Consider the following 14231-nt stretch of genomic DNA (forward strand, 5'->3'; position numbering starts at 1 on the left):
TACTAGATTTAAAATCTTCTCTTAGTTCAATAAACTAGGGATTTGCTACTAATTCCACACCTCTGCTTCTAATATGGTGCAGCTACCAGTTTGTACACACTGTATTTTGTAGTTCCCAGGCTTGGCTGATTGAGTTTTAAAACTTGGTGCTACAACGATAACCCCTGCTTTAGGTAGATAAGCACTGGCTTCTAGAGCCTGACCTTGTTGCATACCATCTGGCACGATACCAACAGGGGCATCGGAACACGCCGACCAAGTAACAGTCTCCATTTTCTCTCCTTGTGATGCCGCAATCAGCTGTGCGCCAGCATAACCACGCGCTTCTGCTAGACACGCACTATCAGCTGCTTGGCGGACATAGTTTTGATACATGGGCATGGCAACCAGCGCCAAAATGCCGACAATAGCCACGACTATCATTAGTTCGATTAGGGTAAATCCTTGTTGTGCTTTCATGATACATCCTTGTTTTGTGTATGTTTATCTCATTTACAAGTTAAATAGACAGTGATGATATTGAGGACTATCCCTCTATTGATAGCCAACATCTTAGCGATAGTCGCAGTCAAATATTTGAGGTACAAGGCAACCGAGCGTAAGTACTACAAATGTAGGCTTAGCGAGGTTAACGCCGTACCTCTTTTATATGACTATATTCACTACCATCCCGGCTGTGAAGAACAGTCTATCTGAGTGCTAATATCTAGCACACCAACCTCAGGTCCAAACCGACAACGCTGACCCAAACTGTCCAAATAATAAGTATCTGAAACTTGTACTAAGGTTTGCTTCGGATTGGGTGCTATCAGTAAGCGCCAACCATTACCATTAGCTTGAAGCTGATTTAAAGCTAACTGTCCCGTTGCATCTCTTAGGGTTAACAAATAGTAATAATCCTCATCATTACTATCAATGGGGATATGCTGTTTACCTCTATTTTCTAGGCGGTTTGCAGCCATATTAGAGGCTGGCATCATCATAAACCCAGCATAACTTAATCTCTTTGATTGCCATCTAGCCAGTTGATTTGCAACCAATAAGCCTTGCTGCTGTGCCTGTGTTTGCCACTTATGACGCAAATGACTTTGATAGCTGGGCAGCACAATAACTGCAATCAGCGCCATAATCATCACTACAATCATTAACTCAATTAAACTAAAGCCATTAATCAGTAATGTTTGTCGCTTTGCTAACGGACGGCTATTAACTATCAAGAAAAATTTCATAAGAGCACGCTTTTTCACCATCGATAACCCTAAATGCTATCGATAGCCCTAAATGCTATGGATCATACAAGATACAATCAATTATCCTAAGTACAATCGGTTTGATTTAATTCTGCTACAAGACGAACGAGCCTAGATAAATTGTCTCCATACCATCTCATCAAAACTGATACTGCTAAAGCAAAAGACAGCATAGTGTGCTTAATGTGAATCGATAACAGGTAAATGATTGCCATATTCGAGCCACTGCAGTGGCGTTAGCTTGACACGCTCCGTATTCATACCTGCAGTGAGCTCTCGTTGTGAACCATACAAATAATCTTGTGCTTGCAAATTATACGGAGTATGTGTGCGCTGTAAGCAAGCTATCAGACTTGTTCGATCCCTCTCCTTGCTCACTGCCATAGGTAACGCCAAACAAGTATCAACCTCAATTAAGCTAGCCTGACTTAATAGAGGTATCACAGACACCACATAGGCCCGAATACGTATCGGCTGACTATCTGCCACTTTTTCAGCACCCCCATCTTCTATGGTTGGCCTATCTAATCGCACAAAGGATATCTGTGTCGCCACCACTTGACGCTCACTGGTAAAATAATTACCTTTGCTAGCAGCACCAATCTGGCAATAGCCATCACGATTTTTTACCCTACCTGTCTGATGAATTACTTTATGTTGATGCGACCCTGCATACAAAGTCGCACGCTCAGTTGGCTGATAACAAATGACATACTCTGCTGTCGCAAACTGCTCACCAGGACGTACCAAATAACCAATTGGACCATCTTTACGGCTCCACTGTGCCAACAAGACAGGATCTTGTAAAACCTTATCAATATGCGCCAAAGGCACATCTGAGGCTTGAAATAACAATTGCTTTACCTGAGCGGCTGTGGTGAGTTGCAAGCTGGTTTGTGAGTCTGTTAGTGCAATAACACTGGCAGCTGCTAATAACAGCAACATAAACAGTACTATCACCAACGCCATACCTTGCTGCCCCTGTGATGGCAAGTACTGAGCAGTAAAATGCGCCTGTCGATTACCATCTGTCATTGAAGAATATGATTGTTTCTAAGATAGACCACGCTTTGTAAGCTACGCCGTATATAACTGGGCGTTTTTTGTTTAATCGTGCGCTCGCTACCATTAATTATGAAACTGCTTTGGGATCTGTCTTCCGCCAATAACGCTGTATTACCGCGACCAATCACCCCAATTTGAATCGCGACAATAGGTGCTTGGTGTATATAGCTTAAGCGACTATTATTAAAGCCACTTCTACTAGAGGCTGAAGTAGCAAGGTAACTATCTATTGGCATATAAGCCAAGCCTTGTGCCAACATAACCCCCAATTTGATCTCCATATAATCAATTCGGTTCATTATAATCACTCCATTATCACCCAGCCCATAAAGCGACAGCATATTTGCTGTCACTGCATCTGCATTAAGACTATTGGGCAAATGATAACGCCCAGCATCACAAGCTAGTACAATTGCTAGTGCCTTGCTTTCGTTCTCAGCACGCTGACGATCTAAGCGAGTAAAAAAACGCTCAACCACCATCTCACCTTGACTAACCCTATCACCTTCACAATCAAAACCATCAAATGGTGCTTGGTACTGTATAGTCAGCTGATCACTGCGACTAGGGCTTATCACATTGCTCGGACCTGCCTGACGACGTGTTAGCAGCCTAGCATCAACCCCGTTAACTCCTCTAAGATTACCTGACTGTAATGGCTTGCCAGCCTCATCTTGTTGCTGGCGATCAATAGAGCCCGTAAAGACGACTCCCGTCCAAGCACTTTGCTGCTGCATCGAACTGGTCGCACCTAAGTTAGCCTGTGCAACTTCCTTATTGATGATGTTTAAGCTAAATAAAGCAGCATCTTGTACTTCAGCTACCGACAGCTGTATTTGACGGCTGCGGTTACTGTGAACAAATAGCTGAAAGGCAGAAGCACTAACCATTATCCCAATACTTAAAGACAGCATTAACTCAACTAGAGTTAGGCCTCGCTGTCTGATAGCCAAGTTGCCACTTATTTGCTCTCTTTTTTGCATCAATAAGCTTCTCTGTAAACACAATCTGCTTGCAACAAATAACTACCATCGACATGAAAACACCCCTGCCTACCCTCATTAATTGCAGCAGTTAAATCATTAGTTGTTGTGGCATATCCAGCTTCTGTGTTGTGCCATGCCGCAACCAAGCAACTGGTCTTGCCCTGATACTGAGTGCCAGGACACACTACCATCGCCAATCGTATTCCCTGCTCAGAGGCCTGCTGGCGCAAACTAGCCACATCATTGCTAGCGACTTGTGAGGGTTGACAACCATTAGTTATCATACAGTTTAGTGGCTTAGGCGCTGTTGGGGCTGCCAATAACTGCTGGTAAACAGCAATATCCTCCACATTTTGATTGACACGAATTCTCTGCGCAGTCTCAGTTAAGATTAATAACGCTTGCATTCGCATTAGCGCATCATCCACAGAGCTAAGTGAGTGTGCCTGTAATGCAGTATAGCCTAAAGCTGTGGTTGACAATAAAAGCAAAGCTACCAATACTTCAATCAACCCAGCACCTTGCTGAGAGGTCGTAACTTCTCTGTGCCTATTACTAACGCCTTGTCGCCTACGTAGCTTATATAACTTATTCGGGTATATCTTATGCTGGTGCAACTTATGCTGATACCACTGATACGACAGATATGACTGATGCAACGGGCATAGTTGTTTTATTAGGTTTGAAATATCTGATATCTTCGGTATAGAGAAGCGTTGTGACATCAAAGCATCCTTGCTTAGTTAACCCCTAAGGCGTGTCCTGATTCCAACTGTCATCATAGCGACACTTGTCACGATGACATTTACGTCCTTCAAAATTTAGGCTTAATATGCCATCTTGATGCATAATTCCATCTGGGTCAGGTGTGGCTATTAATTGCCACTGCGCTGAACCTAATTGTTTACCAGCCGTTAACGACCCATCAGTTACAGGGCTCAACGAAACTTTATATAGCACTGGTGCGCCTTGCGGGTAGTCAAAGACTGCCATCTTGTCGCTTTTTGTCTGACCTGTACTAACCGTCCACTGTGCAGTAGGAAATATTGACACCAATGCAACATCTGCATAATTGGCTTGGATTAGCTTTTGGGCATGAATATTCATGGCTAAATTTTGTAACACTACCATCATCTGTACCCGTCTGGCATTGATGTTATTTTTTTGGTAGCTTGCATACGCTATGCTGGACAAAACCCCAATAAGTATCACAACAATCAGTAACTCTAAGATGCCATAACCATGCATTGACCTAGTATCGTGCGGTAAGCGCCATGACATCCTTGTTTTCCTTAGTCTATATTAAGTTAAGCACTCTAATCCACACGCAGCACTATCCATGGCGTTAGGCTCTGTTAAGCGTTGTTAAAGTTTTATAAAAATACTTTACTATTTCATTAAACTAAATAATACAACTAAAAACAACAATTATTTTAATAAAAATTAACCAGAGGCTGTATAAAAAGCGAGAATAAGAGAAAAGAGAAAAGAGAAAGAAAGTAAAAAAAGAGTAGATAGGATCAAAAATGAAAGATACGTAACAATCAATCACCATGTGACAAACTATATGCTGTCAACTGCGTCTGCGGATACGCTTCTAGTATGGTTAACGCCAGTGCTGATAAAGTTGCACCCGTGGTTACCACATCATCAAATAGTAACACCCGTCTTGTAGGTGGCTTGGTAAGCAACTCAAAAGCTTGTGATATATTGGCTTGACGCTGATACCGATCTAAACCTTGCTGACTGACTGCCTCATCAACCCGAACAACCCCTTGCCAAAGCGGTATTTGCCAATGCTGAGATAAGTAATGAGCCAAGACGGCTACTGGCTCAAAGCCCCTTGCTGCCAAGCGTTGCTTAGTTGTTGGCGTTGCCAAGATAACACTATTGCCTGCATGACAACCATGAGGACGTGGTAGTTGACGTAGCGCATGCATCAATATCGGTAATGCATTCAATTTTTCTTTATATTTAAAATCAATAATAGCGGTACGTAGATAGTTAACATGTGGCGCTGCTGTTTGGATCGATAATATGGTAACATCAGGCTTAGAATGATGCATAATGTTTGTTAGTGGCAGCTCAAACACAGGCGGCAACCAATCCAAATCATTATGACAGTCTTGACAAACTAGAGACGATAAAAAAGGACGCTCTGCTTGAGCGCCCTTTTGTTGTTGCAAGTTGCATAATTTTGAGTGACTACTGCTATTTGTCCGAGAGATAAGGGGAGATTTAGCACTACCTCTGATACCTGTCATCGTTGCCACTGGATGCAAATAACAAACACAGCATACCTTTTGTAGATACTGTACTCGCCATATCCCTAGCTGATAATAAGCAGGGATACAAAATCTGGTCAACCAGTTAGTAAACAAAACTGCCTACAAACCTTTCCAATCGGTCAGAGATAGACCGACACCAACCGCTGTGGTATTTTCGTTATAGTCGATGATAGACTCACCATAACCGTGGAAAATCTGGAAGAATGCATGCAAGTCACGTGTAATCGGATGGATGTAATCAAGCTGAATCGCACCTCTATTGGTTGCTGTGTTATAGCGACCAGTGGCAGATAAGCTCTCACCCTTGCCAAAATCGTACAAGGCTTGAATCTCACCATGACCGTAGTAATCGGTAATATCTGGATTGTCACCACCATTATCATCTAAGTGATACCAAACTTTCGGAATAACACTCAGCTTGCCCCACTCAGCACCACCCATTAAGTAAATACGGTTCCATGAGCGTGATAATGGATCTGATTGACCATTAGAATGGTGAATCGCACCAGCACCAAGCATGCGTAACCGACCATTAAAGGGTAGATCTGCCTTGACTGGCTGAGTGATAAACACCTCTGGCATATAATCAGTTGCCCTAAAGGGTCTTGAGTCTTCACTATTATAAACCTGCCAATGCATTTGCTGCGTATAACCAAACCACACATCTGCATTAGTATCAAACACATCTTCTGCGATTTTTGTCTTTAACGATACTTGAGCTTTTAACTCCAGCGGATCATATTGATCTTCGTAGTCTTTGGCGTCTGGAATCGGCTGAGTTGGTGTGCTCGGTCTACGGTTTGGATTAAAGTGAGCAAAGGCTGGCATCAAATAAATGGGGTTATAAGGTCTAACTGTCCAAGTCCCTTTTTCACTATTTTTATCTAAGTCATAAGCCAAACTTAAAGCGGTATAAGGTGCAAAATCATCAACCGTTATCCCAGCTCTAGTCAATATTTCATTGCCTTCAGCACTTACTGCACCCGTATCATAGCCCTCAGCTTCCGCTTGTGCTCTCTCTTCCTCGCTGGCAAAGACTACGGTTGGACGACGGTCACTTAACGTGGCGCGGAAGGTTTCGGCAAGATCTAAAGGTGTCTTTTCACGGCCTAATGTGAGCTCTTCGCCAGAAAGTGCTTTGTCATAACAAGCCAAACGAGCAGCGTCTAATTTTAATTCAGCACATTTGTAAAAACTATCCGCAGCCAAATACTGGCCACTGGTCGCTGCTGTATTCGCAGCCGTCATGCCATTGGCAGCTTGTGCACTGCCCATAGCCAATAAGGGCACAATACAAGCTGCAAAAAGAGATGCGGTTAAAATATTAGGCTTAGATGCAAACGCCTGAAAGCCTTGTGATAGAGGCTGAAATGTTGTCATGCCTATTCCTGATCTATATGGTAAAGATTTTATTATACTATTAAAAAATAGCGAACCAAACATAATTATAAAAAAGAGTTTATTTAGTGGAAACAATTAAGCAGAAAATGTTAAGAGTGAGATGGCGTTATCGATTTGATTTATAAAAATAAGCGGTTTTTTTAAGTAACAATCTAAGTAGTAATCTAACTAACTAACAATCTAACTAAGTAACAAAAAATTACTCAAAGCGCTTACCTTTATGCTCAATCCATCCATGTTGATGTCTTGCTGCGGGATCATGATGTGTCCAATGTACCACACCACCTTGTGAATTGTATTCATACTGACCATAAAATACAACATCATCGCCTTTTTTTAGCGCATCTATTCGTGACGCCAAATCAATATTATGAGCAATCAGCACAGTATGATCCGGCTGTATGCCTTCTAACTGAACAATAAAGCGTTGATGCCTACTGCCTTCATTATCATCTGGCAGTATTGCAACCACTTTGCCACAGCCTTTGACTTGTACCGCAGAACGTTGCTCATTAAAAGCTTCAGTAATTAAGCTATTGCGGCAAGATAAAGGAACCATCACAGTTCCAGTATCTTCACTATGCGCAGAAGGAGTGTTTAATTTATTTGGGTCAACTTCAATGGGGCTAATGACAGAGTTACTTAGCTCAGAGCCCCCGACCAGTTCAGGCGGCTGCTTTTCACAAGCAGTAAACAACAACAGGCTGGCCGACATAACCAAGGCCGCCTTGGCCACTGCTGCTGTTTTGATGGCTGTTGCGGCTTTTATTGTCACAAGCCATTCAGCAGCGCCCACCTGTAACTGTGATGGACGCTGATATCTGAGTTGATAACGAAATTGATACGGATATTGTTGACTGAATTGACTGTCTGTACTTGGCTGTTTCAAGTCACTCTGAATGATATCTTGTGTTGTGTTACACTTTTTCACAATAAGCACCTACCCCAAAACTTAGCAGATACTATAATGTAAGGTTATGTAGTTTTCAAGCAATATTAAACGACGCAGCGCCCATGGTACTAACCCTAAACAGGTTAAAGTTAAATGCAACTTAAACTATTTGTATATTTACTTATATTAGTATCTGTACTTATGACTAGCAACTAATCACTTGGTCTGCTTTTTTGTTTTCTATCTTTTTTTTGGTCTTGGTCTTTGACTGCTGTTTTTCACCGCTTTCTTTCACTGCTAGAGCCTATTACAACGCCAAACGTGCCAATGTTGCTTCAAATTCATCACGCTTAATAATACCCACTTGCTGCTCAACCAATTTACCATCTACAAAATACAACAAAGCTGGCGGACCAAACAAACGCAGCTCGGATAAGATACGCGCTGAATCTTCATTGGTTTCAGTGATATCCAGACGCACCATCTGCCACTGATGCAGTGCTTGCGGACGATTGGTAAACAAGGTTTTATCCATTATACGGCATTCAACACACCACTCAGCGGTTAAATCAATCAAAACTTTGTCATTATTTTCAATCACTGGAATCAGTGATTCTAAGGTGACTAAGTGTAAGTCTGCTGCCCCTTCATTACTAAAACTGCTGGCCATGTTGCTATTTGATGTGGCTAAGCCATTCGTTCGTTCAGTATTTGTAGGGATAGTTTGTTGTGGTATCAAAGGAGCAGAGCGCTGAGTAAATATACGCAGTGGCTGCCAAGAGTCTTGGCTACCAGCAGCAGCTCCAATTAAGGTCAAACCAGACCAAATCGCCAGTACAACTGCCATTGGTTTGGTAAACAGCTGACCACGCCCTTGCCAGCGCCATGCCCAAATCGCAAGAACCATAAACCATACTGACCATAGCATTAGCATAACTGAGCTAAACAGCACACGCTCAATCAACAATAAGGCCACAGCAAATAGTAATAGCGCAAAACCTTGCTTTACCCAAACCATCCATTCACCAGCTTTAGGCATTAAGTTACTTTGACCAATACCCAACAAGATTAAGGGGGCAGATAAGCCAAAGCCAAGCATAAATAAAGCAGCGAACCCTAATAGCGGATTGCCTATGGTTGATACAGCCAATAACGCCCCAAATAAAGGAGCAGACACACAAGGTGATACCACGAGGGCGGATAATAAACCAGCGACAAAGCTTCCTGAGCTGCTTCCCAAATACTTATCACCCGCTTGGCTTAATGCTTGTGATTTTTGACGCAGATTGTTCGGCACAGGTACTCGAATTACATCAAGCATATACAGCGCAAGTAGCACAAACACTACTGCAAAGCTCAATAGAATTACTGGATTTTGCAGCCAACCAATAATACCCAATTGTTGACCAAAGACCGCAATCACTGCACCCAATAGACCATAAGCCACAGCAACCCCAACCGCATAGCTGCCGCTTAACATGAGTCCTTTTTTGGCCGTTGGTGTATGCTGTCTGGCCACAATATTACTGACAATCGGTAACATCGGCAATACACAAGGGGTAAAAGCTAGCCCCAGACCAGCTAAGAATAAAAGCAGTAGTGCCAACCAAGGATGCTCAGCTAGCCCAAAGGGATCTTCATTAACTACCCCTGTGTTACTAAATAGTGAGCCTTGATTGGCTTGCATTTCTGACACAGGACTTTGAGACTGCACAGCTAGGTTACCCACCAAGCCAGCATCCCCATCTAGTCCTGCATCTGTGCTTGCATCGATAACGCCTTGCATATCAGCATCTGTGGCATTTGTAGTATCACCAGCTTCAGAGGCTGTTGTATCACTAACATCTGTACGCGTATGCTCTGTTACTGTTGTTTTTGTTGATAACTGACTATTAATTTGGGGTGCTGTGGTCTTAGATTGAGTGTTTGCGCTAGCATTGGCTACTGCTTGTTGGCTCTGTGCTTGCTTTTCTGAGTCCCTAGCTGTACTCGCTGATGTGGCACTTGCTTTTGCTGTGCTTTGTTCTGTCGCTGACACTGCTGCTGGTAGACTTACTGCCAAAATCTCAGTTTGTGGCGGATAGCATAAGCCAGCATCGGCACAACCCTGCCAAGTCAAAGAGACATCTTGATTTATTGGCTGATCTGAGGAATTAGTTAAAAGCGCTGTTGCAGTCACTTTGGGTTGTCGAAAGACATCAACCTTACCAAAGGTGGGATCATCAATAGACTCAGAAGCATGAGAAAACTGAAAATCTGAAGCGCTGACCCCATCTGGTAGCTTTAAGGTCAGCTTATCTTTATACAGATAGTGCTTAGGAGTAATGTTGAGCGAGACTTCAATGCGATTGCCGTTTTGTACTGGCTTGACTGAAAAAGCATCCTCTACTTTTAAAAATTTTTGCTGTGCAGAAGAAGTGCTGTTACTACCACCAAATAAGTCTGCCAAACTTGCTGCCTGTGCTTGATTAGACTGAGTAAAACTACCTGCAACAGTGATAGCGACAGCAAAAAAAGCAGTCAACAATACCTGAGAAATAGGCTTAGAATCATTACAGCGCATAAACCGAGTCTTGCATGACGTTTGTAGCTGTGCTGTTGCCTGTGTTTGCTGTGCAGAAGGGATGGCATGATCTTTAAACGAGTTTGGTACAGTTATAACATTCTTCATTACATTAGCATCACAAAATAGGTCAGGCTTAATTAGGTCGTATTCGCCCAAATTAAATCAAATTAAAATAAAAACAGCATAGCTTGGTATTGCCACAAAAGTTAAGATCAAACACAACTATAAAGCATCAAACTTACTACACCATATATAATTGTATAATAAGTACCTCACTCTCAACAAGAATAGCTAGCAATATCAAATAATTGATTTATTCACAGTATCTATAACCCATCTGTTACAAAATACTGACAACTACAGCCTGTATTTCAAGTTGAGATTGGCGTAATAAGTATTAATTAGTTATTTGACTACAACTAGAGCGCATCATCCTCATCAGAGCGACCCAACAGATCTACAATATCTGGCATATCAGGCATTTCAGGCATAATACCACTACTAAACAGCGCATCTAAATGAGATATTTGCTGCTTTTTATCAAACTCATTAACCTCCGCAATCAACAGCTTTTCAATATGCTTATCCAAGCGATAGCAACTCAAACGTGCACATAATACTGCCAACTGATAGATACGGCGCTTACAATGCACATCCAAACCTTGTAACAAACGTACCATTTTTGCCGTTTCTAATGACGCATAATCATAGTTACTAACTGTCGCTTGTGGTAACGGTGTCACTCCATAAGCAATCGATAAGTGTGCCAAAAAATAACAGCAAAATAAATAACCGACCACATGACCTATAAAATAAGCCCTATCATAGGTATAGCTCATTACCCCAAAATGACCTAGCACATAGCTGGTCAAACTACCTTGATCTGCAACTTGCTCTTTATCCCTCAGTCGTCCGACTGTTGGCAGCTTTAAATGATTTCGATTGACAGAAGTCAGCTGCCAGCCCACAGGCTGTTGTGCTGGCATATAGTGCAAAATATCAGCTATCAAATCATCAACAACATGCAACTGTTGCCATATCATCTCATTTTTTTCTAAATCTAACAGACCGCGCTTATCCAGTGCACGCACCATCTCAAACTGCTGATATTCAACAAATTGTGATTTAAGCTCTTGTACCAGATATGTCGGGCGCAACGCTGCCTCTACTGTATAAAACAGTGCTGTACGTTGCTGTTGTCTATGATATAAATCTACCCGCTGTATTGCTACTTTTTCAAGCTCTTTGCTATGTACCGAATTGTTCAGTGGTAACGGTTCAGCATGGTACAACGCTAGTAATTCGGCCTTGCTGGTCGGTACAGGTTCAGGCGCTACCACAGCATCATCTACCATTTCTGGCTTATCTACTGTCTGAGCCGCCACTTGTTCATTAGGTGCGGGCGCTTGGGTTGCAGAGATCTTTTTTGCAGTGACACTTATTACAGGTTTTGCCATAGTGTTAACTCAAGCTTTCTTTTCCAAAATTAGATGCAATTATCATAGCTTTATTGCTATTCGCAGGCATTAGTTTCTCAACACAAAAGCTTTTTGACAACTGTATAAACAAAAAAAACAATCACAGACAGGCGTCAGGATTAGTTAAATAATTAATTCGTGTCTAAGTTCTAGTTTATTTATAAAAAAAGAGATATAAAATATAATGCAGGCTAAGGAAGGCAAAAAAAGATATTAAAGAAAAATTGGGGCGACTGATGGGACTTGAACCCACGACAACCGAGATCACAACCCGGGGCTCTACCAACTGAGCTACAGCCGCCATATTCGACTTGAACGTCTTTTGGCTTTACTGATTGACAGGCGAAAGTGGTGCGCCTGGCAGGATTCGAACCTGCGACCACCTGCTTAGAAGGCAGATGCTCTATCCAACTGAGCTACAGGCGCTCATATTTAAAGCATAAAAAAAAGCCTGTAAGGCTCTAATAAAAAATGGTCGGAGTGATAGGATTCGAACCTACGACCCTCTGGTCCCAAACCAGATGCGCTACCAAACTGCGCCACACTCCGATATTCCTTTTTATTTTATACGATATTGATGCTAATTATAACATTAATTGACTTTTGTAACTTAGATGTCATTTAAAGTTTTTAAATACCTCATCGCTATCGAGGTGCATATAATAGGACTTATTTTTAATTCTGTCAACACCTTTTTTCAAATAATTTGTAAAAAGTGTAAATTCTATTAAAATTGCACTAAATCAGTAACTTTGCAGTGGCTAAATCAAATGCAATTGCACTCATTTGCGCTGAGTACAAATCATATGCTTGGCTTAATCTGCATCTGCTCTGATTCTGGCGGCTATTGTCGTCTATATTTTGTCTGACGTCAAGTCTTTGTGTGAAATATTCTGATTTAGGATAAATTAACCAGCCATGCTTGCAATCTAGATGTTGTTGATAGACAGCCAACTGTTGCCAATCGCGACTGCTAATTTGTTGAGGTCGATATATTAGTTTATATTTTATATCAATGACATGGGTAACTTTCCCTTGTATATCATAAATACAGGCATCTGGAGTTAAGCGCTGAATAACTTGTGGAAGTTGACCTTCGCTTTGAGTGGTCAACCAGGCAAATCTAGGCTGGGTCAATAACTGACTACCAGGCAACTGACATCTCACCCAGTTTGCCAACTTCAGTAATACCCAACACTCAAATGCATGATTCATATTAATCATCAACGCAGGGCTGGGCGCTTGTGCCTCACTACCTTGGTTAGCACTTGTGTCCAAACTGAGACCTGAGTCTAAGCTGCCTTGAGTCAACAACCACCAACACCAGTGTATCCCTTCATTAACCCCTGCCATCTGCTTTGGCGTTAACTGCACTACCCAAGACGCCTGTGCTTTTTTATCTTGACTAAGCTGTCTATACACTCTTTGCCACTGGATGATAGGTAAGGACTTTATACCTTGTAAAGAGGTTGGCGTGACACCCGCCTTACCTTGGGTCAATTGTTGTAGCTGTACCCAACCTGTGGCCAAAAACCTAGCCAGCACTGTATCTGTAACAAACCGCGACTGCTGGGTATATAAGTAATGTGGTCGATGCCAATTATGCTTTAATTGGGCGCTTAGATAAAGTTTGCCTTGCGCTTGTGGGTGATTATTTACTTGCGTTTTATAGCGGCTAGGCAATGCAGCAGCTGCTTGGGTTAGTTTTTGCTGAGCAACTGCTAACACACCTTCATACCAAGGCCTAGCTAAATGTGTTGTGAGAGTTAAGCGTACAGTATTATCCAAAGCAGAGGACGCATGCCTGTTAGCAGACTCCTGCCAATTCGGTACCTGATGTAAGTTTGTCGTATTAATAGTCTTTGTTCGCAAAGTATTAACAGTCTTTGTTCGCAAACTTGTCGCTGCTAGCGGTTTAAATAATGACTCTATTCCAATATCCGCCAACATGGTTGCTACCCAAGTACGGGTTGATAGTAGATCAGCTTCTTGACTTATCTTAGGCAGAATTTCTAACACTTGACCACTAGGTAATACTATTTTTGCTAAATAGTGCAACACTACAAGATACAGCCGCCCCTGCTTTACCTGAATATCAAAGCAGGCCAGCTCCTGCGCAACGAGATAATCAAAATCTTGCGGATAATGAAAGTCAGTTTGTGTCAGCCATTGATGCTCAAAGCAAGACATTACAGGTTCGGTATCTATTTGCTGTATAGCTGTTTGCTGAATAGCTGATTTTTTTTTAATATCAGCTTGCTTGCTAAACGCATGTTTCATTGGATTATACCGAGTCATGGGCCAC

General features: G+C 42.1%; 12 protein-coding genes and 3 tRNA genes. All 15 read right to left on the reverse strand.

The features are described 5' to 3' along the window. Positions 1–48: 48 nt before the first annotated feature. Entirely contained in the window at positions 49–459 is a 411-nt protein-coding gene (locus H140_RS16435) for a pilin (protein WP_019673412.1), read from the reverse strand. A gap of 203 nt (positions 460–662) precedes the next feature. Next, positions 663–1229: a prepilin-type N-terminal cleavage/methylation domain-containing protein gene (locus tag H140_RS15210; RefSeq protein ID WP_167320793.1), complete on the reverse strand. Its 567-nt coding sequence runs from the start codon at positions 1227–1229 to the stop codon at positions 663–665. A 201-nt stretch (positions 1230–1430) separates the two neighbouring features. Beyond that, entirely contained in the window at positions 1431–2285 is an 855-nt protein-coding gene (locus H140_RS0109455; RefSeq protein WP_019673414.1) for a hypothetical protein, read from the reverse strand. After that, complete coding sequence (locus H140_RS0109460) at positions 2282–3298, reverse strand: PilW family protein (RefSeq protein WP_019673415.1); 1017 nt, start codon at positions 3296–3298, stop codon at positions 2282–2284. Before H140_RS0109460 ends, H140_RS0109455 begins: the two co-directional genes overlap by 4 nt. After that, positions 3298–4026: a type IV pilus modification PilV family protein gene (locus H140_RS15215; protein ID WP_019673416.1), complete on the reverse strand. Its 729-nt coding sequence runs from the start codon at positions 4024–4026 to the stop codon at positions 3298–3300. Before H140_RS15215 ends, H140_RS0109460 begins: the two co-directional genes overlap by 1 nt. A 25-nt stretch (positions 4027–4051) precedes the next feature. Next, positions 4052–4582 (reverse strand): type IV pilin protein, encoded by a 531-nt coding sequence (locus H140_RS15220; RefSeq protein WP_019673417.1) that lies wholly within the window; start codon positions 4580–4582, stop codon positions 4052–4054. A 263-nt stretch (positions 4583–4845) separates the two neighbouring features. Further along, positions 4846–5682 (reverse strand): ComF family protein, encoded by an 837-nt coding sequence (locus H140_RS0109475; protein ID WP_227672894.1) that lies wholly within the window; start codon positions 5680–5682, stop codon positions 4846–4848. 6 nt (positions 5683–5688) lie between these two features. Continuing rightward, positions 5689–6969 carry a phospholipase A gene (locus H140_RS0109480; protein WP_019673419.1) on the reverse strand — a complete coding sequence of 427 codons (1281 nt, stop codon included), beginning with the start codon at positions 6967–6969 and terminating at the stop codon, positions 5689–5691. Between the two features lie 220 nt (positions 6970–7189). After that, positions 7190–7921, reverse strand: coding sequence for a DUF3465 domain-containing protein (locus tag H140_RS0109485; protein WP_019673420.1), 732 nt, complete (start codon positions 7919–7921; stop codon positions 7190–7192). 268 nt (positions 7922–8189) lie between these two features. Next, positions 8190–10553: a cytochrome c biogenesis protein CcdA gene (locus H140_RS0109495; RefSeq protein ID WP_019673422.1), complete on the reverse strand. Its 2364-nt coding sequence runs from the start codon at positions 10551–10553 to the stop codon at positions 8190–8192. A 314-nt stretch (positions 10554–10867) separates the two neighbouring features. Continuing rightward, positions 10868–11905, reverse strand: coding sequence for a hypothetical protein (locus H140_RS14400; protein ID WP_019673423.1), 1038 nt, complete (start codon positions 11903–11905; stop codon positions 10868–10870). A gap of 246 nt (positions 11906–12151) precedes the next feature. After that, positions 12152–12227, reverse strand: a tRNA-His gene (locus H140_RS0109505). Between the two features lie 48 nt (positions 12228–12275). Further along, positions 12276–12352: transfer RNA gene (locus H140_RS0109510), tRNA-Arg, on the reverse strand. Between the two features lie 46 nt (positions 12353–12398). After that, a tRNA-Pro gene (locus tag H140_RS0109515) sits at positions 12399–12475 on the reverse strand. Positions 12476–12664: 189 nt separating this feature from the next. Further along, on the reverse strand, positions 12665–14224 hold the full coding sequence (locus tag H140_RS0109520; protein WP_019673424.1) for a 5-methylcytosine restriction system specificity protein McrC: 1560 nt from the start codon (positions 14222–14224) through the stop codon (positions 12665–12667). Positions 14225–14231: the final 7 nt, after the last annotated feature.

The sequence above is a fragment of the Psychrobacter lutiphocae DSM 21542 genome (assembly GCF_000382145.1).
Lineage (GTDB): Bacteria > Pseudomonadota > Gammaproteobacteria > Pseudomonadales > Moraxellaceae > Psychrobacter > Psychrobacter lutiphocae.

Coding starts and splice junctions, on each gene's coding strand:
- H140_RS16435 (WP_019673412.1), bottom strand. CDS start 459: ATGAAAGCACAACAAGGATTTACCCTAATCGAACTAATGATAGTCGTG.
- H140_RS15210 (WP_167320793.1), bottom strand. CDS start 1,229: ATGAAATTTTTCTTGATAGTTAATAGCCGTCCGTTAGCAAAGCGACAA.
- H140_RS0109455 (WP_019673414.1), bottom strand. CDS start 2,285: ATGACAGATGGTAATCGACAGGCGCATTTTACTGCTCAGTACTTGCCA.
- H140_RS0109460 (WP_019673415.1), bottom strand. CDS start 3,298: ATGCAAAAAAGAGAGCAAATAAGTGGCAACTTGGCTATCAGACAGCGA.
- H140_RS15215 (WP_019673416.1), bottom strand. CDS start 4,026: ATGTCACAACGCTTCTCTATACCGAAGATATCAGATATTTCAAACCTA.
- H140_RS15220 (WP_019673417.1), bottom strand. CDS start 4,582: ATGTCATGGCGCTTACCGCACGATACTAGGTCAATGCATGGTTATGGC.
- H140_RS0109480 (WP_019673419.1), bottom strand. CDS start 6,969: ATGACAACATTTCAGCCTCTATCACAAGGCTTTCAGGCGTTTGCATCT.
- H140_RS0109495 (WP_019673422.1), bottom strand. CDS start 10,553: ATGAAGAATGTTATAACTGTACCAAACTCGTTTAAAGATCATGCCATC.
- H140_RS14400 (WP_019673423.1), bottom strand. CDS start 11,905: ATGGCAAAACCTGTAATAAGTGTCACTGCAAAAAAGATCTCTGCAACC.
- H140_RS0109520 (WP_019673424.1), bottom strand. CDS start 14,224: ATGACTCGGTATAATCCAATGAAACATGCGTTTAGCAAGCAAGCTGAT.